Raw genomic sequence first — 24,425 nt, 5'->3', positions numbered from 1 at the left:
ATCAATCCCCTGTGTAATTTGTGCCGCCCGCCCCCAGGCGGTTCGGTTCTTGGTACTGCTGCTGCGGACCGGCTACTTTGGCAGGCCGTTTCAGCGCTTCGATTTGTCGCTGAGCCTGCTGCAGCTTGAAACTCAGCTGTGTGACTAGCTCCTCCAGCGGAAGCACCAACCTGGAACCTTCAACAACCCAACCTGAGCCATCGCAGTCGGCGCACACCAGCTCATAAAACACCCCCCTTCACAACCGCCCTGCCCCTGCATACTGGGCATTGAACGAGGTCCAGGCGCGGCTGTTTAAAGCCATCCGGAAGTCGGTTTTTCACGTTCTGCATTCTCCCCTGTAACTAATTCGTTGATTGGGCTGCGCCCCTTACGCGGCTTAGCTTGCGGCCCTTGGTGAGGAATTGCGGATTGCACGCCCGTCAACCCGTGAATCGACGCAAACCCAATCCCGTCTAACCACTCATGCCATTGTTCCAGGGCCTCTCGTCGCAGGCCGTTGCCCTTGGTTTTGATGTAGGTATCAGCAACTTTCCCGAGCGAGTGGTTGAGCAGCATTTCGCCAATAAACCCGTCCACCCCCATGTCGAGCCAAGCGGTGCGCGCCACCTTCCGCAGATCGTGGCTTGACCATTCGCGACTGGCCAAGCGACGGAATACCGACGAGGCCTTGCTGGCACTCATGGGCTGCCCTTTGCGGCCTGGGAACAGGTACTTGCCGGCATACCCGCTTTCGAGCTGGATGGCACGGTACCGGCGCAGTAGGGCACACACTTGCGGAGTCAGCGGCAATCGGTGCTCGGTGCGCGTCTTGGTTCGTTTGGCTGGAATGAACCACTCAGCGTGCCCCAGGGCGAAGTCAGCCCATTCTGCTTGTCGGCTCTCGCCCACCCGGGTGCCGTGGCAGATCATCAGCAGTGCCAGCATGGCGTCGACGGGCGAGAAGCCGAATAGCGCCCCCAGCGCAGGCATAACCTCTCGTAGGTGGTCGGCACGGAGTCGGCCGTCCTTTGGCGAAATCTTGGTCTTAATGAAGTTCGTGAATTTCATCTCAGCCATGGGATTGCTGGGGATCAGCCCAAGCGCCCGCGCCGTGCTCACAGCCAGGCTCAACACCCTGAAAATCTGCCGAACGTAGGACGTGGAGCATTCAGCCTGGAGCGGCCACATCAGCGACTTGTCCAGCACTGCTGGGGTCAGGGCGAATATCGGCAACTCGCCAAGGCGGGGCTGCAAGTGCTTATCGACCACCGTGCGAACAGTGCTCTTCCACGAATCGGACAGCGAGGCGTCACTTGCAACTCGATCCTTGAACCAGGCCAGGAGGTCGCTGAACGTCACCAAGCCAGCCAATGCAACCATCTCATCCGGGCGGCCAAGCAAGCGCTGCCGCAGGCCAGGCAACTCGGCGAAGATGGCCGCAGGACCATACTCAGGGAAGCGTGCGAGCCGATTCCACTTGCGGCGAACAACCAGGAACCAAGTTCCAGCCTGTCGGCTCTGGTCAAATCGAAACCTCAAGCCCGGGTGGCGCGGGTCTCGTAGGTCGCGCACTCCGAGCACAGAGGACTGCCGTCGGATCTCGGCATCGGACAGCTTCACCGCCACAGTTGCACTCATGCCGAAACCAGCCCCTCACGCAGCAGCAGGGCCTGGGTACGCATGACGCCCTCGGCGTGGTACTGCCTGGCCTGGTCGCGACCGATGTCGCTGCGGCGACCTTCACAAGCATCGTGGCAGGCGCTGCAGGCCCAGGCGCCCTGCAGGTCGTTCGGCTTGTATCCAACACCGCAGGTACCGGCCATGCGGTAGTGCGCCAGGACGGTGGTTTCCGGGTTGCCGTTGCACACGCCCGGGATGCGCACCTGGCACTCCCGGCCGCGCGCGGCCTTGGTCAGCTTGGTTTGCCGCATGGTCAGGCCTCCTCCTTGCCGCGGTGCGATTCCCACTCGAAGGGCACAATCACCCCGCCACCTTCGCGCAGGCGGTCGTAGCACCGTTCGCCCATCGCGTGACGCAGCTGGCTCGCATTCAGGTTGGAAATCACCACCGTGGGGCGCATTTGCTCGTAGCGCCCGTTGATGATCGAAAACAGGGTGGTCAGCTCGAATTCACTGGGCTGCTCCTTGCTGACCCCTACCTCGTCCAGGACCAGCAGCGACGGCTCGATCAGGCTGGACAGGATGTCGGCCTCTGACTGCTCGCTATGCCGGTCGTAGGTCGCCCGGATGGATTGCAGGACGGCGCCGACTGTGCGGTACACGGCCGTTGCCGAGGTGTTGCGCATCAGTTCGTTGGCCATGCCGGCGCCCAGATGGGTCTTGCCGGTACCGACCTTGCCCAGCAGCATCAGGCAGCGACCGGTGCGCTCAATTTCTGAGAAAGCTGCCACGTAGCGGGTGCAATAGGCCAAGGCTTTGCGCTGCCCTTCGTGCTCGACGCGGTAATTGGCCAGGGTGCGGTCGGCGAAGCGCTTGGGGATCAGCGCCGAACCCAGCTTGCGGGTCATCGTCTCACGCTTCAGGCGGGTGTCCTCCGCCAGCTGTTTGGCTTCGCGCTCGGCAACGGCCGCTTTCTCGCACACAGGGCAACGCCCGACGATTTCGCGGCCCATCAGCATGGTTACACGCTGCTCGAAGTCGCCGTGATGCTCGCAGTGCGCGGGCTGGACGCGGAAACCCGCTGCGTTTCTCACCTCGGACATAGTGATCACCGATTCAGATCGCATAGGTGCCGTCCTCTCGCGCGGCCAGGCCGGCGGTGTAGTCGCGGTCGTCGAAGCCGTGGTGACGGCTGTGCGGTTTGGCCTGAGCAGGCAACTGCGCACTGATGCGCTTGGTGACCCACTCCACCTCGAAGCCGCGCCATCCGTTCTCGACGGCGACCTCTAGGGCTTGGGCGGGCTGGATGCCGAAGGCCTTGCACTGCTCCAGCTTGAGGTTGAGGCCTGCCCAAATGCGGGCCGTCACTGGGGCCTTGGCGGCCTTGCGAACAGTCAGGTAGTCAGCGATCAGCGACTCGTCCAGGCCGTGTGGATTGTCAGCCAGCATGGCGGCCTTCCCGAACGGGGCTTTGCGGTCAGCTTTGGCCTGAGCCGGCTGCTCATCGCTGGGGGGGCATGTATTTTCTTCCGAAGGAAGAAATACATAGGGGATTAGATTCTTAGAATAAAGAAGGCAGTCGGCGGTTTTGGTCTGTTTCGGCTCATTGCCGATTCGGACCACTTCAGCCGAGTCGGCGGTTTTGGTCTGTTTCGGCTCAATTACGTAGACCCAGTTTTTCGGGTCATTCACGCCGATGTCACCCCGTGCACCGCCCTCGCGGAACAGAACCCGACGACGCAGCAGACTCGAAACTGCCTTGGATACGGTGTCAGGGTGGGCGTGGATGGCTTTCGCGATGTCGGAAGCCGGGATGCGCTGAGAGCCCGCCCCGAAGTTAATGGTGGCCTTGGCCACGTACAGGACAATCTTCATCTCCCGGGCCGGGAGATCGATAGCCAGCAGGCCATCCATGAGCTGGTTGTCCATCCGGGTGAACCCCCTGGACTTGTCAAGTGGGACGATGTTTGTCATGCTCTAATCTCGTTTGAAGCTGTAGAAAGAGCCGCCCTGCCAGGCGGCTTTTTTTATGCCTGCAATTCAGACGTTATGGGTGTCCGGCACATCCGTGGTAGCTTTTTGCTCCCACACGAAAAGGTCCAAGGAGGCCGGACATGAAAGTTGAAGGGACTATTGCGGCGGCGAATCTGAACATCGGTCGATATGTTGTGAGGTCGCCTGCGGGCTACCTTGTGATGGATTTGATGCACGGGGTACTAAACCTCCGAGACGTTGTGAGTTTCGATCCCACACATATCGGTCCGGCTTGGTTGATAAACCGCACCACCGGAGAGCCCGTCGAAGTCTGCGTCGAAGCACTTCTTTCAACCCTACGAGCAGCAGCAGCTCTAGCGGAGAGTAGATAACCCCGTTCTGGAAGTGCCCCCCAAACCAGGCTCGCTTAGCAAAGCGCCAAATTATCCTCATCGCCACCCTCCTACTGGTTAAATTCACAGCTGGTTCAGATCACTACTAGCGGAATGCCAGTCCTCGCATACTTCACGCAGATGACTTGGCCGGAGCGATGTCAGTCAGCAGTTGTTTGGCCTTGAATGGCTTGCCGTTTGTTTTTGCCAATTCGGCAATTTTTTCCGCGTAGCGGGTCTCGCCCGTGTATTCGGTGCGTGGTAGGCAGCCAGAGGCCAGCCATTTGTAAACAGCACGCGGGGTTCTCTCGCAGACGACCGACACAGCGAAGACTCCGCCGGCATCGTCGATCGCCTTCTTGAGTGCCGTCATAGGGCCTCCAGGTGAAACATGAACTGTCAGTACATAATATGTCGGAACTGAAAGTACATGCAAGCGCATGCGATATTGAACCCATGGTTCATATCGAAGAAATCAGGGCGGCGTTCGCGACCCGCCTCAAGCAAGCGCTTGCCGCCAGCGACATCCCTGCATGGGGTGCAGGTGCGCGTCTTGCTTCAATCGCTAGCGTCACCCCGAAGGCGGCCAGCAAATGGCTTAATGGGGAATCCATGCCTGGCGGCGTGAAGATGCTTGCACTCGCCACCGCGCTCAAAGTGCGCCTTGAGTGGCTGGAGTATGGAAAGGGCGAAATGGTCGATGAAAGGCCAGAGTTCGACGCTAACGTTGAGCCGTCTGCGGGTCCGGTGCGTTATTACAAATACCCTGAGATCAGCTGGGTACAGGCCGGGATGCCTATGGAAGCAATTGAGCTATCGAACGTAGCCTCCTGTGAGGTGCACCCTTCCGACGCCTGGGCGGGCCCTAATGGCTTCTGGCTAAAGGTTAAAGGTCCCTCGATGACGTCCCCGAACGGCATGTCCTTCTCTGAAGGCATGGTCATCCTGGTGGCTCCCGGCTTCGATGTAGAGCACGGCCAATATGTGGTCGCGAAGCTCATTGACTCCAACGAGGCAACATTCAAGCAGTTCATATGGGATTCAGGGAAGGCATACCTGAAGCCCTTAAATCCCGCATTCCCAACAGTCGAGATGGACGGCGAATGGTGCCTAGTGGGGCGTGTGGTGGACGCCAAGTGGCCGCGTTCCGCCCTCTAGTCGACTTTTAGCAAGACTTCGAGAGCCCGCTTCTGGCGGGCTTTTTTTCGCCCAAAAGAAAATTATGTACTTTTGGTACTTGACCAACATGAACCTTAAGTACATATTTGCCTCGTCGCCGGATCGACACCGGTCAGCAACGAAGGCAGCGATGGACAGGCCTCAACGGTCCAGAGGGGTGGCAACTGCCCCGGGCGTGCAGCGTAAAGCGCCAATGCAGTTATCCAGCGGGAGAACAAGCCGAAAGGCCCGCGGCTGGAGGAACAACCAGAAGATTGCCGCGCAACTGACGCCAGTAGCGGGTCGCGGCAGATTTCACCGGTTGGCCTTGGCGACAGGGCCAGACGGGAAATCATCCACCGAGATCAATCATGGACACGATCACTATCGGCGCATGGATAGGCCATCTCGGCCGAGGCCTAGCGCCTCGCGAACTGCAGTGCCTTCTGGAAGTAGCTCAGGGCTTCACCACGAAGGAAATCGCCAAGCACTTCGGCATCAGCGAGAGCGGCGTAGAAAAGCGCATCGGTGACGCAATGCTGAAACTCAGGGTTGCCAGGCGCGCCGCAATGGTCGCCGAAGCCATGCGCCGGCAGATCATCAGCCCGCTCTGCATCGCCCTGGCTAGCCTCATCGCCATGCATGCGGTGATCGACGACGGCGACCCCATGCGCCGCGACCGCCGCGCACCTGAGCGCCGCAGTGCCCAAGTTCGAATCGTTCGCAAGGCCGAGGCCTTCGAATACCACGCCTGACCCCACCGAGGATCACCCCATGCAGACAGCAATGCACCCTGCTTTCGAGCAGAAGCTTGCCGTGCTCGCGGCCCTGCTCGAGCGCAGTAAATCAGCCAGGACAGAAGCACACGCAAAGGTTGGCCGGTCAGCTCCGCGTTACCAAGCGTCTGGCAAGGAAAAGACCTGGGATGTGGTGGAGATCGCCACCGGCGCCAAGCAGGGCTTCGCCTACAGCTACCGGACGGCCATGCGATTTGTGGATGCGATGGAGGCAGGCGCAGCGAGCAAGCAAGGCGGCATGCAATGAGTAAGCGCAAGCCGCACGACATGCGTTCCCGGCTGGAACGGACCTGCCGGGCTTTGGTCTCGGCCAACCACGCGACCGTGGTCAACATCGACCCCAGCGGACAGCAGGTGCTGATCACTTGGAAGAACCTCAAGCAGATCAGCGTACGGCAAGTCGTCGACGCGGTCTGCGACATCCCGCACCGCTGGACCATCTACCTCAGCGTGCTCTGTCGCACGGAGTTCGAGGAGCGTTACCACAAGTCGATCGAGGTCGCGCCCCAGGATAACTACCGCGCCAGTTCGAAGCGGCCAGCTTGGCTGAAGTGAAGCGCAACCAAGGAGATGAGACTCTCAGCTCGGCGTTACTCGCTGATTAGGCCCGCTGAAGCCAAATAGCCTTTGATGGTGAATAATGCGGCGGATACCTTCGGAACGGCCTCAGCCACGGTTACCGCGTTAGCCAGCCCGGAGAGCACTCCAAGGCTTTTTTCAACCAATCCCTTGTCACCTCGATTGACAGCTTCACGCAAAGCTTCCACATGAGGCTCGGCCCCGCCGAAGTTGTTCTGCCTCAGCAGCTCCAGGATCTCGTCCAACGCACTGTGAATACTTTCATCAACTCCGGAGGCAGAGCCTGCAAAGGCTCCAATCACCACGCTTGTGGAGTTCCCCTTCGCCCCATATCCGACAGTCATAGGGGTGTTGTATATGCAATTGCCCCTTTCATCCGTGGCACCAAGAACAACTGATCCATAACCTACCCGAGTGCCCGGTGGGATCTTGCCCATAACCACGGACATATCCCCAACCTGAAGGCCTTTACCTTTTTCCGAATATTCATCGCCTGAACTCATCGAAGCACACTCCGCGTGATTGGATATTATCTATATCACGCCACCTACTTTTCTCAAAAAGTCCAGTTGCCACCATGCCGCATCCGGCCACGGAGGGCGGCGCATGCTTGGAGAAATCCATGAGCAACTTCAACTGCGACTACGTCCGCCGTCACTACGGTGTGCCGGCCGAGGTCGGGCGTCGAGTGATCGCCAACGGCGAGCCCGGCGTGATCATGGCCGACAGTGGCCACTACATCGGCGTCATCCTGGACAGCGACCCGAAGAAGCGCATCCGCAACTACCACCCCACCTGGGAGATGCAATACGGCGAAATGGCCGAGAAACTGCCGCTCAAGCAGTGGGAAGTTCTCACCAATGGCATGTACGACTGGGATGACGTTCGGTACATGCTGGGCGATGCGCGCCACTATGTGCAGCGCGTGTGGGCAGCGACCCGCAGCCAGGCCAAGTACCGGGCCTATCAGGAACTGGCCGAGTGCTTCAACAACGACGCCACCGCCATGCTGATCTTCAAAGTTCGCGCTGCCGCCTGACCCCCGGCGCTGCCCGCCAGCACCTCCCACTTCAACGAGTCACGCCAGCATCATTATCTGACGCCTTAAAATAGACGTTAACTTGTTGAGCCTTGGATCAAGGCCGGGTTTCTGCAGAGGGAAAACCGAAATCCCAACTCTGCAATTATCCATAACGCATCCAGTAAAAGTGTTGGTATTAATAACCAGCTCATCCCCCGTCACATCAATATCGATAAAGCCATAAGTCATTTTCAATCGCTCCACAACCAGAGTATGAGGAGGGAGCACGCTAAGTTTCAGAACAACATCCCTTGGACCATTTCTGACAACTATACCGCCCGCAGAGACTTCTACATCCCAGCTATCCGAAAACGCAATCCATTCATTGTCGACAATTTTTAGTGTAGGAGATCCAGCTCTATCACAGAACGTCCCACTCAAAAGGAATGGGCCACCTTTAACCTCAGGAGGCTTAATTTCAATAAGTGGAGTCCCAAATACTTCTATTGGAACTGGGCAGTTTTTCAGCAGAGCCCCCCCGAACTGGACTGCGGGGTGGCTGTCGGTATAAAAATCAAACACATGCTTTAAAAAGCCCTCTTTAAGGCATGCTGGTTCTAACGCGTGCCGTTTGACTCGCTCCTTAGACCAAAACCTAGATGTAACACTCGCATGACAAGTAGGGCATAAAGTAACTATAGATTCTGGGTCGTGAGTTTTTGCTTCATGGAACTCGGGATCAACATGCTCATATTGAATCAGTCCACACCCACACACAATACAACCGAACCCACAACGCTTTCGAACCTCTCGCTTTACATCGGCAGGTATGCTTCTTGATAGTCCGTATTTATTCTTCCCAGAAAATGTTCTTTGATCACCCATAAATAGTTAGCCCTGAACGCGTCCATGAAATCGTCCCGATGACATTACCAGACAAATAGCGCGAGGTATCCCCATGCCCACAGAAAACCGATCCAGCAACACCGACCCACGCGATGTGTTCATCAGGCTCAACCCGCTTGGCCTGGGCGAGTCGGAACTACGCAAGGACAGCACCGGCTTCGAAGACCAGCGCACCCACAGCGACTACCTGCTGTTCCTGGCGGGCTACCGCGAAACGCATCCAGAGCCCCAGCATCACACCGATCCTGGCGGGGTTGAGCGCCTGATTGCGCAATGCGTCGAGAAAGATGCACTGATCGCGGAAATTGACAGGATCGGGAGCGCCAAACTGGCAGAGCGGGATGCGCTGATCGAGCAGATGCTTGAACGCCTCAACAAGGCCCAGATATTCGGCTGGGACAAGAAGGTCGCCGCCCTATCCGCCAGCGCAGATCCGAGCGCGCCGGGGGTTCTGCCGCGAGCGCATGACGTCAACATGTTCCAGCGCACCGCACAGCCAGGAGCGAAGTCGTGAAAACGCACTTCGCACCATTCACCGACCTGGAAGACCTTGAGCAGGCACCCTGCGGCACTTGGCTAGGGGAATCCTCCGAGCTGTCAGGCGACTGGGCCATGGTCGATTGCCGGCTCTGCCATGCGCGCCGAGAAAGGATCATCGCTGCCGCCGCTGATGAAGAGCGCTTCATCGTCGAGCAGATGGGCGACATGGCGGCCTTCATGCGTGCGGAAGACTCCGCCCCGCAATAGCACATTTGTACCCCCCCAGCTGTAACCCCTCTCCCCTCTAGTCCGAAGCGGCGTCAGCGCTTGCAGTAAGGGCACACTCATTAGCTACTCGACGCGCTCGACCAATACCCCAGGCCAACGACCGGTACATCGATTCGCCTGGCCTGGAATCGTAAGCCTCTTCATGCAGTGCCATGCCGGAGTGTGCGTAGACACCCAGAAAAAGTTGGGTGCCACCGGAGCGTGAAAGCCTCACCTGCACATCGATGAGGGTTCCTCCATGCAGGGTTTCTTCGTGGGACCGGTGATGAAGCGTGGGATCAGACCAAGCCCAGTACACGCCGCCTCGTCTCCGCATGGTGCTCTCCTCCACCGCCAGTGGCTTGTTGGTGAAACCAGGATGGGTAGGCCACTCATTTGTAATTAGGCCTATCCAACTAGCTTGACCACCGGCCACGTAGAAAAGATCCGTTTTTCTTTAACCCCTCTCCCCTCTATTCACTGCCGCGATATGGCGGCCACGGAATCGTCATGCCTGAAGAAATCAAGCTGATCCAACGCGTGGCCGTCGAGCGCGATCAATACGGCTGGTGGAGTCACCCCGACGAGCCGGACTTCGACGAAGACTATGCCGCCTTCAAAGCCTGGCTTGTACAGCAGGGCCTGGAGCTGAAGCAGTGGCACATGGACTCGGATATCGGCGAACACCACCCTTACGACGACGGCGAGTGCCACTGCCTCGGCTGGGAGCCGGAATGCCCTGGGCCTGAATGGTTCCTGCTAGGGATCTTCGATACAGAGGATGGCCCTTGCGTTAGCTGGGCGAGGCGGAAGAGCGGTGTTACCGGAAGCAATCACCAGGCCGGCAACGAGCGCCAGCTCTCCCCGCACGAAACCCAACCCGAACCTACACCCGCTCTGGCGCCTGGGCGCTGGATTGATGAGAGGTATCAGCTGTGAGCAGGAAAAAAAGCCACTTCACCATTGTTTCCAGCGCAGAGCTGGAGGAATTGCGCCGCGACCGTGAGCGACTGAACGCCCTGGAGTCATGCTGCTGGGATGTTCGTTTCGAGAGCCATTCGAATGGGATGGATGGCGACTACACGATCGGCATTGAGATTGTCGGCCACTACATGGGCAAACCATGTGCGCGGGTGCTCGGCGAGAACTACAACGAGAACCTGCGCGCCGCCATCGACCAGGCGCTCACCGCTGAGGCATATCCGCCAGAGCGCCCTGAGTACGACCTGTATGGCAACACCGAGCGGAGGCGCGCATGACCGACCTGATCGAAGTGAAGGCGGCCGACCTGGTCGGCGAGGCGCTTGGGTGGGCCGTGGGCAAGGCCGAAGGTCTGGACCTGTACCTTGAGCCGCCCGGGTACAACGGCGTGCCCTGGCGCGTCTTCGCCCGCTACCAGGGCCAGGCCATCGAGCACACCAAGCGCTTCAACCCGTGGGAAGACTGGGTGCTGGGCGGGCCGCTCATCGAAAAGTACAAGGTATCGCTGTCGCCGCCGACTAGCGCCGTGCACCGCAACTTCGGCTACATGGACAAGCGCAACGGCTACTACGAATCGGGGTTCTGGGGTAGCACGATCTTCGGCAAGGATCGCAAGCACAGGCGCACTGCCTTCCACCATCCCGGAAGCCCATTGATTGTGGCCATGCGAGCCATCGCCCAGTTCGAGCTCGGCGATACCGTCCAGGTGCCGAAGGAGCTGATGCCATACTCCGAACCCAATCGCAGCACCACCGATTGCAGATTGAGCGGTAGCAGTCAGGTGGCAGCCGACTCCCCCAAAGAACAGCTTACGACTCCGAGCAGATCCCCTCTTGCAGTTCACTTTTCAGCTTCACCTCCTTTGCCTTGGCTTCCTCTACCCCAGAACTCAAAACCGGAGTGCGAATAGCATCCTCAACACGTATGACGTAAGAAATTACCTTCCTACGACAGTCTTCCGGTAAATCTGCATAGTGCATTGTATCAGCGGGTAAATTTCTTGCGTCTTTTATCCACCCGATGGCATTTTGCATTGCCTCTTCCTTCGCAATATCTATTTTTTTACTAAGCGCGACCGCGTCGTCATTGCAGTTGAAATCGAGCCCTTGCATTTTCGCTATGACCCAAGTTCCCGCGACGTGCTTTAACTCAGCTGTGGCCCACCCTCCATAGCCCCCAAAGCCATTTTTTGCATTCCAATTTATGCACGCGTAAGTGCCATCCTTACTTACAAAGAGTTTTTCAAACTTTGCGGAGTCAGGGTCTTTCAGATTACTGCGGACAGTCTCTTGAATTTTTGAATCCTCATTGCAGCCGTAAAGGGCCAAAGAAAGGAGGATAACTAGTGGGGTCTTATTCATATTTTTCCAGATGCTATCGGCGTGCAAAATTTCCTGACATACCGTCCAAGCGTATGAAATTACATGGCGAAAAGCCATAGCAGCCCAAGATCTTATCTGCAGGGAACCGTTCGAGATGGGATACGGACTCCACGTAATCACCCATCGCACCCGCAAGCAGTACAGCAAATCCCCCTCCCCCTACAACTCAAGCCCGCCGACACGCGCGGGCGAGGACTCCCTATGTCCGAAACCAACCGATTCCACCAGGTCGCCAACGACGCGCTGGTGATGATCAGCGAGAACCTTAACCCAGGCGCCAAGCTGGCCCTGGTGATCTACACGCCCGGCGAGCCGGAGCTGGACATCGTTTTGAAGGACGGCGGACTCGACGTCGATGAGGTTTTGAACACTCTGCGGCGCCGTGGCGGGTTGAGCCTCGACGGCGACAACGTCTACAAGCACGGCATCTGCGACGTCATTGCCGGCGCGATGGCCGCCGGCAAGCAGAACAACAACCCTCCACCGGATGGCCACTGGGGTCATGAGTTCTGGAATATCGGGCGAGCCGAAGGAGCGCTGCAAGAAGAACTTGTCTATGTCCTGCGCCTGGTTCGCAAGGAACTGGATGCCTGCCAGAGAGTGATCCACTACGCCGGAGGCTTCACACCCGCCTACGCCAACGACGCCCAAGCCGCTATCAAGGTGGCTGACACAGCGCTCGAAAAGATCCCGGCCTGACCACCAACCTGCCGCCACCGGCGGCGTGGAGACCATCCCATGGAAACCGAGATCCTTTCGGACGAAGAGCTGGCCGAGTTGACCGGCTACAAGGCCAGGGGCTATCAGCGCCGCTGGCTTACTGAAAAGGGCTGGCACTTTGTAGAGAGCCGTGGCGGCCGGCCACTTGTAGGCCGCCAATACGCACGCCAGAAGCTCAGCGGGGTGGTTATCGAAACCGTTCCCGTCGCTGCAACCCCGCCACCAGCAACGCCAGCGTGGACACCTGACTTCTCCCGAGTGAAATGAGATGCGACCAAGGAAGACCGAAAACCGTGATCTGCCTCCCGGCATGTATCGCCGCAAAAGAACTAGAGCCAATGGCAAGGTTTGGGAGGCTCTTTACTACCGGGATGGTTCGGGGAAGGACATTTTTCTCGGGAACGACTTGGTGAAAGCCAAGCTTAAATGGGCGGAACTGGAGGCTAAATCCGTACCGAAAGAGCTGACGATAATGAAGGGCATCTTCGATCAGTATCTGCTGAAGATCATCCCGGGCAAAGCGGCCCGGACCCAGAAAGACAACATCTATGAGCTGAAACAACTGCGGGAAGTATTCGATTCGGCACCCATAGACGCAATCACGCCAGCCATGATTGCGCAGTACCGCGACTCGAGAACGGCAAAGACCAGGGCGAATAGGGAAATCGCCCTTCTCTCGCATGTGTTCAATACTGCGCGGGAATGGGGCTTGACAACCAAGAACAACCCCTGTCTTGGCGTGCGCAAGAACAAAGAGAAACCGCGCGACTACTACGCCAACGAGGCGGTATGGCAGGCAGTGTACGAGGAAGCAGCGGATGAGCTGAAGGATGCAATGGACTTGGCATACCTCACCGGCCAACGGCCAGCGGATGTGCTTTCTATGCGGAGGGACGATATAGAGGGGATCTATCTGCTGGTAAGCCAGGGCAAGACAGGGAAGCGCCTGAGGATCATGCTGCAGACGAATGGCGTGAACAACAGCCTGGGCAATCTGCTGGACCGCATCATGCGCCGTAACAGCGAGCACCTTTCGCCATTCTTCATCCTGAACAGCAATGGCAAACGGTTGTCGTGGGAGATGCTGCGCAACCGCTGGCAGGACGCCAGAGAGTCGGCGCGGGCAAAGGCAATAGGTAATAAGCAGCCGGAACTGGCTAATCGAATTGCTCAATTCCAGTTCAGAGATATACGCCCCAAAGCAGCATCCGAGATCAGTGACCTGACCGACGCAAGCTTGCTGCTTGGCCACTCGAAAGAGGGAATCACCGAGCGGGTTTACCGTCGTGTCGGCGCCATCGCCAAGCCTTCCAAGTGAGGAAGTTTTGGGACTGGGTGTGAATTGTTTTGGGACTTCGGACTTTTCCAGTCAACAAAGAAAAACCCCGCAGACGTTAATCTGCGGGGCTTTCGAATGGTGGAGGCCGAGGTCGGAATCGAACCGGCGTAGACGGATTTGCAATCCGGAGCATAACCACTTTGCTACTCGGCCTCAAAGGTCGGATCTAGCTGCTTGCGCTTTGCTATCTCCTTGAAACGCTGAACCTTTTTCAAAGTTTGCTGCGTTTCGATGGGCGCCATTATGTCTTCATTCTTTTAACCTTGCAACCCCCTGAACGAAAAAAAATTTCAACGGGTTCAAGGTGTTAGCGCAGGCGGCTGAGTTTACTCCACAAGCCTACCACCGCGTTCTCCACGGTACCGCTGGCGGCCATGCCAATGCGCTCCTGCAGGCTCTTGCGTTCGGCATAGTGCAGGTGGAACAGGTTGGCGTTGCGTGCGCGCTCGCTCAGGTACTCATCACTGGTCTGCAACTGGTCAACCAGCTTGCGATTCAAGGCGGCTACGCCCAGCCAGACTTCGCCAGTGGCCACTTCATCGATGTGCAACTGCGGACGATAGCGTGCGACGAAATCCTTGAACAACTGGTGAGTGATGTCCAGGTCTTCCTGGAACTTCTCCCGGCCCTTCTCGGTGTTTTCGCCAAAGACGGTCAGGGTGCGCTTGTATTCGCCAGCAGTCAGCACTTCGAAGTCGATGTCGTGCTTTTTCAGCAGGCGGTTGACGTTGGGCAACTGCGCCACCACGCCAATAGACCCCAGTACGGCGAATGGGGCACTGACGATCTTCTCGCCGATGCAGGCCATCATGTACCCACCGCTGGCAGCCACCTTGTCGATGCACACGGTCAACGGGATGCCCGCCTGGCGGATACGCGCCAGTTGCGACGCAGCCAAGCCGTAACTGTGCACCAGGCCACCGCCGCTTTCCAGGCGCAGTACCACTTCGTCACGCGCGGTAGCGAGCGTCAGCAGTGCGGTGATTTCGTTGCGCAGGCTTTCGGTGGCCGAGGCTTTGATGTCGCCATCAAAGTCCAGTACGAATACCCGGCTCTTGTCCTCGGCCTTGCCCTTCTTCTGCTGTTTTTCCGCCTTGGCCTGCTGCTTGCGCAGGGCCTTGAGCTGGGCCTTGTCGAGCAGGCCGGACTCCAGGCGCTCACGCAGGTCCTTGTAAAAATCGTTCAGTCGGGTGACCTGTAATTGCCCGCCCGATTTGCGCCGACCTTTGCCACGCAGACCAGCGATGGCCGACAGCACCACCAGGATGGCGATGACCAGGGTGGCGGTTTTGGCGAGAAAGCTTGCGTATTCGGCAAGAAACTCCACGTTGACTCCTTAAATGCCTGCGCCACTACGGCGCGTCACTGTTGCAAGCATACCGTTGCGTCTGTGGTGCTGCCAGCCGGTGTAAACGCTGGCAACATCTTTCAAACAACCTTTTCAAACGCTTGTATGTTTTTTCGTTGACAGCCCGTGAGCCGCATCCTAACCTCGCAGCAACCTCCAACAGGCCGGAACCTTTCGTGGGCAATCTCTACCTGATTCGACATGGCCAAGCCTCCTTCGGTGCCGATGACTACGACGTCCTCTCGCCCGTGGGCGTGCGCCAGAGCCAGGCCCTGGGTGAACACCTGGCCCAGTTGGGCGTGCGGCTGGACCGCTGCGTGGCTGGCGACCTGCGCCGCCAGCAGGATACCGCACGGCTGGCGCTGCAGGCGCTGCACGCCAACGGCTGCCCGGTGCCGGCGGTTGAGACCGACGCCGCATTCAATGAGTTCGATGCCGACGGGGTGATCCGCGCCCTGTTGCCCGACCTGCTGCCGGAAGAGCCCGATGCCCTGCATGTGCTGCGCAATGCTGCGCAGCATCGCAGCGAGTTTCAGCGCCTGTTCGCGTTGATGGTGCAGCGCTGGCACGATGGCGAGCATGCCGATAATGGCCTGGAAACCTGGCATTCGTTTACGTCACGCGTACAAGGGGGCCTGCAACGCGTGCTGGACAGCGCCGGCAGCGGCGATCATGTTGCTATCTTCACCTCGGGTGGCACCATTGCCGCCCTGCTCCACCTGGTTACCGGTATTACCCCCAGCCAGGCGTTCGCGCTGAACTGGCAGATCATCAACACGTCGCTCAGCCAGCTGAAGTTTCGCGGCCGCGACGTGGCACTGGCCTCCTTCAACAGCCAGGCCCATGTGCAGCTGTTGAGGGCGCCGGAGCTTGTCACCTACCGATAAGCCCGGCTTGTTGTGTCCCTGCGGGGACGTGTAAATCACTCTATAAGGAATGCGCCATGACCTCCGTAGCTGATGCCGTCAAAAAGATGCAAGAGAAATTCAACCCATCCGCTGCCGCCGGCCTGGACCTGGTGTTCGGCTTCAACATCACCGACGAAGACAAGCACTACGCGCTGATCGTCAAGGACGGCACCTGCGACCTGCAGGAAGGCGAAAACCCGGATGCCAACTGCACCCTGGTGATGGACGCCGAAACCCTGAAGGGTATCGTAAGCGGCGAAACCGACGGCATGCAGGCCTTCATGGGTGGCAAGCTGCGGGTTGAAGGCGACATGATGCTGTCGATGAAACTCAGCGAGCTGTTCCCGTCCTGAGGGCTGGGAATACCGGATGATCGAAAAACCGAAGCCTGACGGCTTCGGTTTTTTTTGCCCTGCATTCGGTGCAGTGATCCACCAGCAACACCCTCACCTATTTGGCACATGGGACGATTGTTCCAACCCTGGCGGACCATTAGATTACCCAATAGTACTTGCTATCGAGAATAAGGAAGACGCATGACGCTCACCGACCAGTCCACCCAGGTACGCCCCGGCGAAGAACTCGACGCGGCCGTCATCGACCCTTACTTCAAAGCCAATATCCCCGGCCTGCACGGCCTGCCGAGCATCAGCCAGTTTCCTGGCGGCGCCTCCAACCTCACCTACCTGGTCAGCTACCCGGGCCGCGACTTCGTGCTGCGTCGACCACCCTTCGGTCAAAAGGCCAAATCGGCCCACGACATGGGTCGCGAGTACCGCATCCTCAACCAACTGAACAGCGGCTTCCCCTACTGCCCCAAGGCCTACGCACACTGCACCGACACCGGCCTGATCGGCGGCGAGTTCTATGTGATGGAACGGGTCAAGGGCATCATCCTGCGCTCGGACATCCCAGCCGAACTGAACCTGGACGCCAGCCGGACCGAAGCCCTGTGCAAAAGCTTCATCGACCGCCTGGTCGAGCTGCACCAGGTGGACTACACCGCCTGCGGCCTGGCCGACCTGGGCAAGCCGGAGGGCTACGTGCAGCGCCAGATCGAGGGCTGGACCAGCCGTTATGAAAAAGCCCTGACACCGGATGCGCCACGCTGGGAAACGGTAACCGCCTGGCTGCACGAAAAAATGCCGGCCGACCACCCGCGCCCAGGCATCGTGCACAACGACTACCGGTTCGACAACGTCATCCTGGACGCGGACAACCCCATGCGCATCATCGGTGTGCTGGACTGGGAAATGGCCACCCTGGGCGACCCACTCATGGACCTGGGCAACTGCCTAGCCTACTGGATCGAAGCCGGCGACCCGACGCCAGTGCAGTTGATGCGCCGCCAGCCGAGCAACGCGCCGGGCATGCTCAGCCGTCGCCAGTTCGTCGATTACTACGCCGAGCGCGCCGGCATCCGCCTGGACAACTTCGATTACTACTATTGCTATGGCCTGTTCCGCCTGGCAGGCATCGTTCAGCAGATCTACTACCGCTACTACCATGGCCAGACCCAGGACAAGCGTTTCGCCCAGTTCATTCACATGAACCGCTTGCTGGAACAAATGACCTTGCAGGTCATTTCCAAGTCCAGCCTCTGAGCACAGCCCACGACGACGGATAACAAGGAAAACAGCATGTCCAAGACCCACCTGTTCGACCTCGACGGCAAGATTGCCTTTGTTTCCGGCGCCAGCCGTGGCATCGGCGAGGCCATCGCCCACTTGCTCGCGCAGCAAGGGGCCCATGTGATCGTTTCCAGCCGCAAGCTTGACGGGTGCCAGCAGGTGGCCGACGCCATCATTGCCGCCGGCGGCAAGGCCACGGCTGTGGCCTGCCACATTGGTGAGCTGGAACAGATTCAGCAGGTGTTCGCCGGCATTCGCGAACAGTTCGGGCGACTGGACGTGCTGGTCAACAATGCAGCCACCAACCCGCAATTCTGCAATGTGCTGGACACCGACCCAGGGGCGTTCCAGAAGACCGTGGACGTGAACATCCGTGGTTACTTCTTCATGTCGGTGGAGGCTGGCAAGCTGATGCGCGAGAACGGCGGCGGCAGCATCATCAACGTGGCGTCGATCAACGGTGTTTCACCCGGGCTGTTCCAAGGCATCTACTCGGTGACCAAGGCGGCGGTCATCAACATGACCAAGGTGTTCGCCAAAGAGTGTGCACCCTTCGGTATTCGCTGCAACGCGCTACTGCCGGGGCTGACCGATACCAAGTTCGCTTCGGCATTGGTGAAGAACGAAGCCATCCTCAACGCCGCCTTGCAGCAGATCCCCCTCAAACGCGTGGCCGACCCCAAGGAAATGGCGGGCGCGGTGCTGTACCTGGCCAGCGATGCCTCCAGCTACACCACCGGCACCACGCTCAATGTCGACGGTGGCTTCCTGTCCTGATCAGGCTTTGACGGCGACCAAGGTGTAACTCAGGGGCAGGCGTGCAGGCTGCTCGCGCAGGCGATATTCGCCGTCTTCGCCCTTGACCATCTGCCCTGGCAGCGCCTCCCAGGGGATGCTCTGGTGCTCGACCAGCGCTGTCAGCTGCAGGCCGTGAGCCAGCAAGGCGGTGATCACTTCACCCAGGCCGTGGTTCCACTCGTGGGTTTCGGTGTGGGTCAGGCGTTGATCGGTTTCGACGTAGGTCTGGTCGGTGTGCCACACCGTCGGCGCTTCGTGCTCGAAATACGGATATTCGAGCTGCAGGCGGTCCTGATGATCTTCGTTGACAGCCATCAGCATCGGATGCCCGTCGCGCAGGAACAGTCGCCCGCCCGGTTTCAGCAGTGCCGCGACGGTGCGTGCCCATGGCTCGATGCGGGGCAGCCAGCAGAGCGCGCCAATACCGGTGTAGACCAGGTCGAACGTACCCGCCGGCAGTACCTTGTCGGCGGCATAGACGTCAGACTCGACATACTGGATGGGCAGCGCACATCGCTCGGCCAATGCCCGTGCTTCGGCCAGCGAAGCCTTGGAATAATCCAGGCCGCAAACCTTGGCGCCAAGGCGCGCCAGCGACAGGGTGTCGGTGCCGATGTGGCACTGCAAGTGGACCGTATCAAGCCCGTCGATGTCACCGAGCAATGGCAGGTCGAAGCGTACGGTTTCGGACAAGTGCCCGTGTTGCTGGACCAGGCGTTCGACCTCGTAGTCCTTCGAAGCGGCGTGCAATGGGGCACGCTCATCCCAGCTTATACGGTTGAGTTGCAGTGAACGGTCCATGGTGTCGTCCTTGCGTGGAAGCACCTTATGCTAGCCGCCACCGCGCGCGCTGCGACACAACTGCCTTGAAAAAAACTGTAAAGCCCGCGCGCCTCTGCTGTGGCAACAACTGCCTTGCTCAGTACCCTGAATGCACGGGCCCTTACAGGAGCGGCGATAGCGCCAGCCGTTACAGGCAGGTTGCAGCAGCCGCTCGGCGCTGCAGAGCCACGCCGTCGTTCTGCTTCGCGTAGTAATCCACACGCGTCCCGCCCGACTGCGGGTAAACGTCCACGAACGCTTCGGCCTCACGGGTAAACACGGTGAATCCGCCCTGCTTGCGCGGCTCCAGGTAGCCGCTGGCGTCATCACCGAAAACCTTCTCTTCCTGCCAGCTGAACTGGATGCACTGGGCAACCAGCTCTGGCGCCTTGTGCGAGTCGAGCTGCGCAGTCGGCTTGCCGCCACGCGCCGTTTCCATGGTCGCAGAAGCACAACCGGCCAGCATCAGCACCGCAGCCAACGGCAGAATCGCACGCATGTTCCATCCTCGGGGTCGCAAAAAAGAAGGCGACTCTAGCACTGGCAGGCATCCCGAGTGAATTGCCGCGCACTTGCCGCTGTCGCAGATAAAACATGCCATCACGAGGAACCCATCATGAAACTGCACTATCTGCTACTCGCCGCCCTGCCTTGCCTGCCCCTGAGCGTCAGCGCCGCCCCCTCGAGCGAAGAAAGCATCACAGCCCCCGAAACCCACAACCGTGAACTGAACGTCGGCGACAAGGCCCCGGACCAGTACAAACGCGATGACCAGGCCATCCAGGACTGGAAAGCCAAAGGCCTGCCCGAACCGGAAAAGGAAAGCCATTGGGTGCGCATGGGCAAGCATTATGTGCTGGTGCAGATCACCAATGGCGTGGTGCTGGCGATTCAACCAGCATCCTGATTTGACACGCCCCGGCCAAGGCGACCCATTGCACAGCACTTCGCCGCCGGCCAAGCATGGCCAGAACGTGTTGATACGCTTGGAACGATCAATGCCGGTCAGCGCCACAGCCCGTTCTTTCAGACGGACGCCTTGGCGCTGATCACTTGAAGCATAATTTTTTTGCCCGCCCGGGAAACCAAATCGATCGGTCCCAGTCTTAAAAGGTGCCCCGTAAACCTATGCGGATCAAGGACCTATATCGTGCTCACGCGTCTTGCAAGCCTTTCTCTGGTTGCTGTTGTCCTGCTGACCGCAGGTTGCCATAGCCATCGCTACCATGATGACGACGGCTGGCGTGACCGCGACCGTGACCATCGCCACCACCACCGCCATGACCGCGACGACGATGACGATCGGCAATACCGCGGTGACCGCTACTACCGCTGAAGCGTCCTTTCAGCCCTGACCTGCCGCCCGTTGCGCGGCAACTTATCCTGATGATTCCTTTGAGGTTCGTATCATGCGTCTGACTCTGCCTTCCCTTGCCCTAGGCCTGCTGCTATGCCAGGGCGCTTTCGCCGGTGACGGTACTGCCGCCATTGGCGGTGGCCTGGGGGGTGTCCTGGGCAACGTTGTTGGTCAACAGCTCGGCGGCAAGACCGGCGCAGCCATCGGTGCCGGCGTTGGCGGCGCAGCCGGCAGCGCTGTCGGTGCGCGCAAAGGCAACCGTACCGAAGCCGCCATCGGCGGTGGCCTGGGCTCGGCCGGCGGCTCGCTGCTGGGCGGCGCAGTAGGCGGCAAGACCGGTTCGACCGTGGGTGCCGGCCTGGGCGGCGCGGCCGGTGGTGCCCTCGGCAACCATCTGGGCGACAACAACCGCGGCAGCAAGAAGCACCACCGCCACCGTCACTGACCCCGTGACCGGAGGGCCGCATAGCGGCCCTTTTTGTTGCAGCACATCAACACCCCCTTCACTACAAGCTGGCACACTGACTGCTACTGTCTATCGTGCCCCCGTGTGAAGGAACACCCCCTCCCCATGAACCATGAGTTGCTCTGGGTCCTCGGCCTGCTGGCCATCGTGATTACCCTGTTCGTCATCAACCGCCCACGTATGGACGTGGTCGCGCTGCTGGTGATTCTCGCCCTGCCACTACTCGGCATCCTTACAGTGGAACAGGCCCTGGCCGGGTTCAGCGACCCCAACGTGGTGCTGATCGCCGCCCTGTTCGTGATTGGCGAAGGCCTGGTGCGCACCGGCATTGCCTATCGCATCGGCGAATGGATGAGCGAGCGGGCCGGCAATAGCGAAGCACGCCTGCTGGTACTGCTGATGGTGGCGGTGGCCGGGCTGGGATCGATAATGAGCTCCACCGGCGTGGTGGCCATTTTCATCCCGGTGGTGCTGAGCATCGCTGCGCGCCTGCAGCTGTCACCCAGCCGCCTGATGATGCCACTGGCTTTTGCCGGCCTCATCAGTGGCATGCTCAGCCTGGTCGCCACACCGCCCAACGTAGTGGTGCACAGCGAGCTGGTCCGCCATGGCGAAGCGGGGTTCAGCTTCTTCAGCTTTACCCCGTTCGGCCTGGTGGTGCTGGTGCTGGGCATTGGCTACATGCTGCTGACCCGGCACTGGCTCAACGGTGAAGTGCGTAAGGACGGCCGGGTGGAAAGCCGCCGCACCTTGCTGGACCTGGTACTGGACTACAAGCTCAACGGCCGTGAACGACGCCTGCGCATCCGCCCTCAGTCGCCGCTGATCGGCCACAACCTTGGCGAACTGCAACTGCGCACCAGACACGGCGCCAACGTGATCGGTATCGAGCGCCAGCACAAGTTCACCACGCGCGTGATCGCGGCCGACTCGGGCACCGTGTTGCATCAGGGCGACGTGCTGCTGCTCGACCTGTTCGCCAAGCATGACGACCTGCGCAGCCTGTGCCAAACCATGCACCTGGAGCCGCTGCACTTCAAGGCCGCGTACTTCATCGACCAGTCCCAGGATTTGGGAATGGCTGAGGTCTCGCTGCCGCCCGGCTCGCAGTTGATCGGCAAGAGTATTCTCGAACTGGCGTTTCGCACCCGCTATGGCCTCAACGTGGTCGGCCTGCGCCGCGATCAGGCCGCTATCGAAGAGCAACTGGTGGAAGAAAAGCTGCGCCTTGGCGACACGCTGCTGGTAGTCGGCCCGTGGAAGGCAGTACGCCAATTGCAAAGCAAGCCCAAAGATTTCCTGGTCCTGAGCTTGCCCGCCGAGATCGACCTGGTCGCACCAGCCCGCACTCGCGCGCCGCAAGCGTTGCTTAGCCTGGCGGTAATGGTCGGGCTAATGGTCAGCGGCGCCGTACCCAATGTCATTGCAGCGTTGATCGGCTGCTTGCTGATGGGCGCAGGCCGTTGCATCGACATGAACAGTGCCTACCGCGCCATCCACTGGCAAAGCCTGGTGCTGATCGTGGGCATGCTGCCCTTCGCCCAGGCGCTGCAGAAAACCGGCGGCATCGACCTGGCGGTGGGTGGGCTGGTGAACGTGCTGGGTGGTGCCGGCCCCAGCGCCATTCTTGCCTGCCTGTTCGCCGTCACCGCAGTGATCGGGCTGTTCATTTCCAACACCGCCACCGCGGTTCTGATGGCGCCGGTGGCTGTCAGCACTGCGGCGCAGCTGGGCATGTCGCCCTACCCGTTCGCCATGACCGTCGCACTGGCCGCGTCAGCGGCATTCATGACGCCGGTGTCATCACCGGTCAACACGCTGGTGCTTGGGCCCGGGCAATACCGCTTCGCTGACTTCGTCAAGATTGGCGTGCCGTTCACCGTGCTGGTGATGCTGGTTACCGTCGTGATGGTGCCGTGGTTCTTCGGGCTGTGAGGAAAGTGGCCAGAAATAGAGGCAATTTGACATTATCGCAACCAATCGCGGCAGATTGACATCAACCACCCTGAGCCAACACACTGCAGGTAATTGCCCCAGGTGCTCTATCGCGTTGTCCTGGATTTCGTTTCCGCTTGCCGGTCGAGTTCATGGTTTTTCCAGCCCAATCGCGCGTGTTGCCTTATGTCGTTGTAGTTGGCGTAACCTTCGCCCTTACCCTGGGCGGTATCCTGGCACGCCCGATCGAATCGCTGTCGCTGTTCTGGCCAGTCAATGCCGTACTGGCCGGCGTACTGCTGCGCTACCCCCGTCAAGCCACGTTTACGGGCTTTAGCCTGGTGTGGCTGGCCATGGTCGGGGCCGACCTGCTGTGTGGCAGCGCCTGGGTACCGGCTCTGTGGTTAAACCTGTGCAATCTTGGCGTGGTGGTCACCCTCTGGCAGCTGCTGTCGCGCTTGCCACGCATGCACCGGCGCATGCGCAGCCCGCACGGCGTACTCAGCGTGTTCGCCGCCTGCGCCGCCGCTGCCATGGTGGCGGCGAGCATGGCAGCGGTAATGGCCGCACCCTGGTTCGAACAGTCGTTGCGCGCCACCTGGCTAGCCTGGCTCAGCGAACAGTTCTCGACCGGCGTGCTGGTGCTGCCGGTGCTGCTTACAGCGCCCTCGGTGCGGGCCTTGGTGCGCGGCGGCGCGCAGCCCATCCGCCTGGCGCCGTTGCTGGTACTGCTGGCCTCGCTGGCATTCAGCATCGCATTCGGTGGCCCTGGGGCCATTGCCTTCCCGATTGCCGCGTTACTGTGGTGTGCCTGGACCTATTCACCGTTTCTGGTTTCATTGCTGACGCTCACGGCCGGCAGTACGCTGATCGTGGCTGTGGCGCAAAACCTCATGCACTTCAGCGTGCCGCAGAGCGAGCCTGGGGTTACCACGCTGATGTCGGCGCGCCTGGGCATCGCCATGCTGGTGCTCGGGCCGCTGGTGGTGGCCTGCGTCAGCCAGGCCAACCGTAGCCTCATGGCCCGCCTGGCGCACCAGGCCACCGTCGACCACCTCACCGGTGTGCTCACCCGCAGCGCCTTCACACGCCGCGCCAACGCGCTGCTGGAGAGCCGTCAACAGCACGCCCAGGCGCTGCCGCTGACCCTGATGATGCTGGACATCGACCACTTCAAGTCGATCAACGATGCCCACGGCCATGCCGTCGGTGACCAGGTTCTGCGCCAATTCGCCAGCACCCTCCAGGACCAGCTGCACAACGATGAGCTGATCGCACGCCTGGGTGGCGAAGAATTCGTTGTCATCCTGCCCGGACTTGCGCCAGAGCGGGCCAACTTCACCGCCGAACGCCTGCGCCGCGCCATACAGGACCTGCACGTGACACAGGCCGACCAGCGCCTGCAGATTACCGTGAGTATCGGTGTGGCAGGCTGCGACGCAGACATGCCGGCCCCCAGCCTCGACGAACTGCTGGCCAGTGCCGACCAGGCCCTGTACCGGGCCAAGGCCCGGGGCCGCAACCGCGTCGAACAGGCCGAAGCACAGCGCCTGGTGATCTGAA

At 59.8% G+C, this 24,425-nt stretch carries 32 protein-coding genes, 1 tRNA gene and 2 pseudogenes; 22 read left to right on the top strand and 13 right to left on the bottom strand.

Features of this window, described 5'->3' with window-relative positions; translation table 11 throughout:
• Position 1: 1 nt before the first annotated feature.
• From ACF8FB_RS03200 to ACF8FB_RS03175, 6 genes and pseudogenes are all read right to left on the bottom strand, one after another.
• Positions 2–332, bottom strand: a pseudogene (locus ACF8FB_RS03200) (hypothetical protein).
• The gene (locus ACF8FB_RS03195) at positions 295–1,620 is read right to left on the bottom strand and encodes a tyrosine-type recombinase/integrase (protein ID WP_392511015.1); all 1,326 of its coding nucleotides are present in this window, start codon (positions 1,618–1,620) and stop codon (positions 295–297) included. Before ACF8FB_RS03195 ends, ACF8FB_RS03200 begins: the two are co-directional and overlap by 38 nt.
• Complete coding sequence (locus ACF8FB_RS03190; RefSeq protein WP_392511014.1) at positions 1,617–1,913, bottom strand: DUF1364 domain-containing protein; 297 nt, start codon at positions 1,911–1,913, stop codon at positions 1,617–1,619. Before ACF8FB_RS03190 ends, ACF8FB_RS03195 begins: the two co-directional genes overlap by 4 nt.
• A 2-nt stretch (positions 1,914–1,915) precedes the next feature.
• Positions 1,916–2,728, bottom strand: a complete 813-nt coding sequence (locus ACF8FB_RS03185; protein WP_392511013.1) for an ATP-binding protein — start codon at positions 2,726–2,728, stop codon at positions 1,916–1,918.
• Positions 2,718–3,575, bottom strand: coding sequence for a replication protein (locus ACF8FB_RS03180; protein WP_392511012.1), 858 nt, complete (start codon positions 3,573–3,575; stop codon positions 2,718–2,720). The genes ACF8FB_RS03185 and ACF8FB_RS03180 overlap by 11 nt, the downstream gene beginning before the upstream one ends.
• Positions 3,576–4,100: 525 nt before the next feature.
• Positions 4,101–4,340, bottom strand: a complete 240-nt coding sequence (locus ACF8FB_RS03175) for a hypothetical protein (RefSeq protein ID WP_392511011.1) — start codon at positions 4,338–4,340, stop codon at positions 4,101–4,103.
• 11 nt (positions 4,341–4,351) lie between these two features.
• Between ACF8FB_RS03175 and ACF8FB_RS03170 the strand changes: the two genes are divergently transcribed.
• The 4 genes from ACF8FB_RS03170 (at position 4,352) to ACF8FB_RS03155 (ending at position 6,477) form a co-directional block, all read left to right on the top strand.
• Positions 4,352–5,125 carry a helix-turn-helix domain-containing protein gene (locus tag ACF8FB_RS03170; protein WP_392511010.1) on the top strand — a complete coding sequence of 258 codons (774 nt, stop codon included), beginning with the start codon at positions 4,352–4,354 and terminating at the stop codon, positions 5,123–5,125.
• Between the two features lie 371 nt (positions 5,126–5,496).
• A complete protein-coding gene (locus ACF8FB_RS03165) occupies positions 5,497–5,880 on the top strand; it encodes a LuxR C-terminal-related transcriptional regulator (protein WP_392511009.1) in 384 nt (127 codons plus the stop codon).
• A gap of 19 nt (positions 5,881–5,899) precedes the next feature.
• A complete protein-coding gene (locus ACF8FB_RS03160; protein ID WP_392511008.1) occupies positions 5,900–6,169 on the top strand; it encodes a hypothetical protein in 270 nt (89 codons plus the stop codon).
• Entirely contained in the window at positions 6,166–6,477 is a 312-nt protein-coding gene (locus ACF8FB_RS03155; protein ID WP_392511007.1) for a hypothetical protein, read from the top strand. Before ACF8FB_RS03160 ends, ACF8FB_RS03155 begins: the two co-directional genes overlap by 4 nt.
• A gap of 35 nt (positions 6,478–6,512) precedes the next feature.
• On the opposite strand, the gene ACF8FB_RS03150 is transcribed toward ACF8FB_RS03155, so the two are convergent.
• The gene (locus ACF8FB_RS03150; protein WP_392511006.1) at positions 6,513–7,004 is read right to left on the bottom strand and encodes a hypothetical protein; all 492 of its coding nucleotides are present in this window, start codon (positions 7,002–7,004) and stop codon (positions 6,513–6,515) included.
• Positions 7,005–7,123: 119 nt separating this feature from the next.
• On the opposite strand from ACF8FB_RS03150, the gene ACF8FB_RS03145 reads away from it, so the two are divergent.
• Positions 7,124–7,540 carry a hypothetical protein gene (locus ACF8FB_RS03145; protein WP_392511005.1) on the top strand — a complete coding sequence of 139 codons (417 nt, stop codon included), beginning with the start codon at positions 7,124–7,126 and terminating at the stop codon, positions 7,538–7,540.
• A 39-nt stretch (positions 7,541–7,579) separates the two neighbouring features.
• Here the strand turns inward: ACF8FB_RS03145 and ACF8FB_RS03140 are convergent, their stop codons facing one another.
• Positions 7,580–8,407 carry an HNH endonuclease gene (locus ACF8FB_RS03140; RefSeq protein ID WP_392511004.1) on the bottom strand — a complete coding sequence of 276 codons (828 nt, stop codon included), beginning with the start codon at positions 8,405–8,407 and terminating at the stop codon, positions 7,580–7,582.
• A 73-nt stretch (positions 8,408–8,480) separates the two neighbouring features.
• On the opposite strand from ACF8FB_RS03140, the gene ACF8FB_RS03135 reads away from it, so the two are divergent.
• Positions 8,481–8,942 (top strand): hypothetical protein, encoded by a 462-nt coding sequence (locus tag ACF8FB_RS03135; protein ID WP_392511003.1) that lies wholly within the window; start codon positions 8,481–8,483, stop codon positions 8,940–8,942.
• Positions 8,939–9,175: a hypothetical protein gene (locus tag ACF8FB_RS03130; RefSeq protein ID WP_392511002.1), complete on the top strand. Its 237-nt coding sequence runs from the start codon at positions 8,939–8,941 to the stop codon at positions 9,173–9,175. Before ACF8FB_RS03135 ends, ACF8FB_RS03130 begins: the two co-directional genes overlap by 4 nt.
• A 37-nt stretch (positions 9,176–9,212) precedes the next feature.
• Here the strand turns inward: ACF8FB_RS03130 and ACF8FB_RS03125 are convergent, their stop codons facing one another.
• Positions 9,213–9,512, bottom strand: coding sequence for a hypothetical protein (locus ACF8FB_RS03125; RefSeq protein ID WP_392511001.1), 300 nt, complete (start codon positions 9,510–9,512; stop codon positions 9,213–9,215).
• A gap of 173 nt (positions 9,513–9,685) precedes the next feature.
• Here ACF8FB_RS03125 and ACF8FB_RS03120 point away from each other — a divergent pair, with 173 nt between their 5' ends.
• The 6 genes and pseudogenes from ACF8FB_RS03120 (at position 9,686) to ACF8FB_RS03095 (ending at position 13,576) form a co-directional block, all read left to right on the top strand.
• Positions 9,686–10,114 (top strand): hypothetical protein, encoded by a 429-nt coding sequence (locus ACF8FB_RS03120; RefSeq protein ID WP_392511040.1) that lies wholly within the window; start codon positions 9,686–9,688, stop codon positions 10,112–10,114.
• A complete protein-coding gene (locus tag ACF8FB_RS03115) occupies positions 10,111–10,434 on the top strand; it encodes a hypothetical protein (RefSeq protein WP_392511000.1) in 324 nt (107 codons plus the stop codon). Before ACF8FB_RS03120 ends, ACF8FB_RS03115 begins: the two co-directional genes overlap by 4 nt.
• A pseudogene (locus tag ACF8FB_RS03110) lies at positions 10,431–10,674 on the top strand (phage protein NinX family protein); the annotation flags it as partial. The gene ACF8FB_RS03115 and the pseudogene ACF8FB_RS03110, both read left to right, overlap by 4 nt.
• A 1,065-nt stretch (positions 10,675–11,739) precedes the next feature.
• Positions 11,740–12,237, top strand: a complete 498-nt coding sequence (locus ACF8FB_RS03105) for a hypothetical protein (protein ID WP_392510999.1) — start codon at positions 11,740–11,742, stop codon at positions 12,235–12,237.
• Positions 12,238–12,276: 39 nt separating this feature from the next.
• Entirely contained in the window at positions 12,277–12,525 is a 249-nt protein-coding gene (locus ACF8FB_RS03100) for a DUF4224 domain-containing protein (RefSeq protein WP_238738849.1), read from the top strand.
• 1 nt (position 12,526) lies between these two features.
• Positions 12,527–13,576, top strand: a complete 1,050-nt coding sequence (locus ACF8FB_RS03095; protein ID WP_392510998.1) for a tyrosine-type recombinase/integrase — start codon at positions 12,527–12,529, stop codon at positions 13,574–13,576.
• Between the two features lie 100 nt (positions 13,577–13,676).
• On the opposite strand, the gene ACF8FB_RS03090 is transcribed toward ACF8FB_RS03095, so the two are convergent.
• Together ACF8FB_RS03090 and sohB are read right to left on the bottom strand one after the other, a co-directional pair.
• Positions 13,677–13,750, bottom strand: a tRNA-Cys gene (locus tag ACF8FB_RS03090).
• Positions 13,751–13,904: 154 nt separating this feature from the next.
• Positions 13,905–14,924 carry a protease SohB gene (sohB, locus tag ACF8FB_RS03085; protein ID WP_392510845.1) on the bottom strand — a complete coding sequence of 340 codons (1,020 nt, stop codon included), beginning with the start codon at positions 14,922–14,924 and terminating at the stop codon, positions 13,905–13,907.
• A 197-nt stretch (positions 14,925–15,121) separates the two neighbouring features.
• On the opposite strand from sohB, the gene ACF8FB_RS03080 reads away from it, so the two are divergent.
• The 4 genes from ACF8FB_RS03080 (at position 15,122) to ACF8FB_RS03065 (ending at position 18,261) form a co-directional block, all read left to right on the top strand.
• Positions 15,122–15,832: a histidine phosphatase family protein gene (locus tag ACF8FB_RS03080; RefSeq protein WP_010954748.1), complete on the top strand. Its 711-nt coding sequence runs from the start codon at positions 15,122–15,124 to the stop codon at positions 15,830–15,832.
• 56 nt (positions 15,833–15,888) lie between these two features.
• Complete coding sequence (locus tag ACF8FB_RS03075; protein WP_003251077.1) at positions 15,889–16,206, top strand: SCP2 sterol-binding domain-containing protein; 318 nt, start codon at positions 15,889–15,891, stop codon at positions 16,204–16,206.
• A 183-nt stretch (positions 16,207–16,389) separates the two neighbouring features.
• Entirely contained in the window at positions 16,390–17,457 is a 1,068-nt protein-coding gene (locus ACF8FB_RS03070) for a phosphotransferase family protein (RefSeq protein WP_010954749.1), read from the top strand.
• A gap of 36 nt (positions 17,458–17,493) precedes the next feature.
• Positions 17,494–18,261 (top strand): SDR family oxidoreductase, encoded by a 768-nt coding sequence (locus tag ACF8FB_RS03065; protein WP_003251082.1) that lies wholly within the window; start codon positions 17,494–17,496, stop codon positions 18,259–18,261.
• On the opposite strand, the gene ACF8FB_RS03060 is transcribed toward ACF8FB_RS03065, so the two are convergent.
• Complete coding sequence (locus ACF8FB_RS03060) at positions 18,262–19,083, bottom strand: bifunctional 2-polyprenyl-6-hydroxyphenol methylase/3-demethylubiquinol 3-O-methyltransferase UbiG (protein WP_003251085.1); 822 nt, start codon at positions 19,081–19,083, stop codon at positions 18,262–18,264. It abuts the gene before it with no gap.
• Positions 19,084–19,252: 169 nt separating this feature from the next.
• Entirely contained in the window at positions 19,253–19,603 is a 351-nt protein-coding gene (locus ACF8FB_RS03055; protein ID WP_012051882.1) for a hypothetical protein, read from the bottom strand.
• A 117-nt stretch (positions 19,604–19,720) separates the two neighbouring features.
• Between ACF8FB_RS03055 and ACF8FB_RS03050 the strand changes: the two genes are divergently transcribed.
• From ACF8FB_RS03050 to ACF8FB_RS03030, 5 genes are all read left to right on the top strand, one after another.
• Positions 19,721–20,011 (top strand): RcnB family protein, encoded by a 291-nt coding sequence (locus ACF8FB_RS03050; RefSeq protein ID WP_010954750.1) that lies wholly within the window; start codon positions 19,721–19,723, stop codon positions 20,009–20,011.
• 243 nt (positions 20,012–20,254) lie between these two features.
• Positions 20,255–20,440, top strand: coding sequence for a hypothetical protein (locus tag ACF8FB_RS03045; RefSeq protein WP_004577263.1), 186 nt, complete (start codon positions 20,255–20,257; stop codon positions 20,438–20,440).
• A 73-nt stretch (positions 20,441–20,513) separates the two neighbouring features.
• A complete protein-coding gene (locus ACF8FB_RS03040; protein ID WP_010954752.1) occupies positions 20,514–20,906 on the top strand; it encodes a glycine zipper domain-containing protein in 393 nt (130 codons plus the stop codon).
• A 126-nt stretch (positions 20,907–21,032) separates the two neighbouring features.
• Positions 21,033–22,862 (top strand): SLC13 family permease, encoded by a 1,830-nt coding sequence (locus tag ACF8FB_RS03035; protein WP_392510842.1) that lies wholly within the window; start codon positions 21,033–21,035, stop codon positions 22,860–22,862.
• 137 nt (positions 22,863–22,999) lie between these two features.
• On the top strand, positions 23,000–24,424 hold the full coding sequence (locus ACF8FB_RS03030) for a diguanylate cyclase (protein ID WP_392510840.1): 1,425 nt from the start codon (positions 23,000–23,002) through the stop codon (positions 24,422–24,424).
• The last annotated feature ends 1 nt before the right edge of the window (position 24,425 follow it).

The sequence above is a fragment of the Pseudomonas sp. yb_2 genome (assembly GCF_043103905.1).
In the GTDB taxonomy this organism is placed as follows: Bacteria; Pseudomonadota; Gammaproteobacteria; order Pseudomonadales; family Pseudomonadaceae; genus Aquipseudomonas; species Aquipseudomonas alloputida.
The sequence above is the reverse complement of the archived record's forward strand: the minus strand, read 5'-3'. Positions and strand labels throughout refer to the sequence as shown.

Bases quoted from the DNA above. Each gene is read 5' to 3' on its own strand.
- ACF8FB_RS03195 (WP_392511015.1), bottom strand. From the start codon at position 1,620: ATGAGTGCAACTGTGGCGGTGAAGCTGTCCGATGCCGAGATCCGACGG.
- ACF8FB_RS03190 (WP_392511014.1), bottom strand. From the start codon at position 1,913: ATGCGGCAAACCAAGCTGACCAAGGCCGCGCGCGGCCGGGAGTGCCAG.
- ACF8FB_RS03185 (WP_392511013.1), bottom strand. From the start codon at position 2,728: ATGCGATCTGAATCGGTGATCACTATGTCCGAGGTGAGAAACGCAGCG.
- ACF8FB_RS03180 (WP_392511012.1), bottom strand. From the start codon at position 3,575: ATGACAAACATCGTCCCACTTGACAAGTCCAGGGGGTTCACCCGGATG.
- ACF8FB_RS03175 (WP_392511011.1), bottom strand. From the start codon at position 4,340: ATGACGGCACTCAAGAAGGCGATCGACGATGCCGGCGGAGTCTTCGCT.
- ACF8FB_RS03165 (WP_392511009.1), top strand. From the start codon at position 5,497: ATGGACACGATCACTATCGGCGCATGGATAGGCCATCTCGGCCGAGGC.
- ACF8FB_RS03160 (WP_392511008.1), top strand. From the start codon at position 5,900: ATGCAGACAGCAATGCACCCTGCTTTCGAGCAGAAGCTTGCCGTGCTC.
- ACF8FB_RS03155 (WP_392511007.1), top strand. From the start codon at position 6,166: ATGAGTAAGCGCAAGCCGCACGACATGCGTTCCCGGCTGGAACGGACC.
- ACF8FB_RS03150 (WP_392511006.1), bottom strand. From the start codon at position 7,004: ATGAGTTCAGGCGATGAATATTCGGAAAAAGGTAAAGGCCTTCAGGTT.
- ACF8FB_RS03145 (WP_392511005.1), top strand. From the start codon at position 7,124: ATGAGCAACTTCAACTGCGACTACGTCCGCCGTCACTACGGTGTGCCG.
- ACF8FB_RS03140 (WP_392511004.1), bottom strand. From the start codon at position 8,407: ATGGGTGATCAAAGAACATTTTCTGGGAAGAATAAATACGGACTATCA.
- ACF8FB_RS03135 (WP_392511003.1), top strand. From the start codon at position 8,481: ATGCCCACAGAAAACCGATCCAGCAACACCGACCCACGCGATGTGTTC.
- ACF8FB_RS03125 (WP_392511001.1), bottom strand. From the start codon at position 9,512: ATGCGGAGACGAGGCGGCGTGTACTGGGCTTGGTCTGATCCCACGCTT.
- ACF8FB_RS03120 (WP_392511040.1), top strand. From the start codon at position 9,686: ATGCCTGAAGAAATCAAGCTGATCCAACGCGTGGCCGTCGAGCGCGAT.
- ACF8FB_RS03105 (WP_392510999.1), top strand. From the start codon at position 11,740: ATGTCCGAAACCAACCGATTCCACCAGGTCGCCAACGACGCGCTGGTG.
- ACF8FB_RS03100 (WP_238738849.1), top strand. From the start codon at position 12,277: ATGGAAACCGAGATCCTTTCGGACGAAGAGCTGGCCGAGTTGACCGGC.
- ACF8FB_RS03095 (WP_392510998.1), top strand. From the start codon at position 12,527: ATGCGACCAAGGAAGACCGAAAACCGTGATCTGCCTCCCGGCATGTAT.
- ACF8FB_RS03075 (WP_003251077.1), top strand. From the start codon at position 15,889: ATGACCTCCGTAGCTGATGCCGTCAAAAAGATGCAAGAGAAATTCAAC.
- ACF8FB_RS03070 (WP_010954749.1), top strand. From the start codon at position 16,390: ATGACGCTCACCGACCAGTCCACCCAGGTACGCCCCGGCGAAGAACTC.
- ACF8FB_RS03065 (WP_003251082.1), top strand. From the start codon at position 17,494: ATGTCCAAGACCCACCTGTTCGACCTCGACGGCAAGATTGCCTTTGTT.
- ACF8FB_RS03060 (WP_003251085.1), bottom strand. From the start codon at position 19,083: ATGGACCGTTCACTGCAACTCAACCGTATAAGCTGGGATGAGCGTGCC.
- ACF8FB_RS03055 (WP_012051882.1), bottom strand. From the start codon at position 19,603: ATGCGTGCGATTCTGCCGTTGGCTGCGGTGCTGATGCTGGCCGGTTGT.
- ACF8FB_RS03050 (WP_010954750.1), top strand. From the start codon at position 19,721: ATGAAACTGCACTATCTGCTACTCGCCGCCCTGCCTTGCCTGCCCCTG.
- ACF8FB_RS03040 (WP_010954752.1), top strand. From the start codon at position 20,514: ATGCGTCTGACTCTGCCTTCCCTTGCCCTAGGCCTGCTGCTATGCCAG.
- ACF8FB_RS03035 (WP_392510842.1), top strand. From the start codon at position 21,033: ATGAACCATGAGTTGCTCTGGGTCCTCGGCCTGCTGGCCATCGTGATT.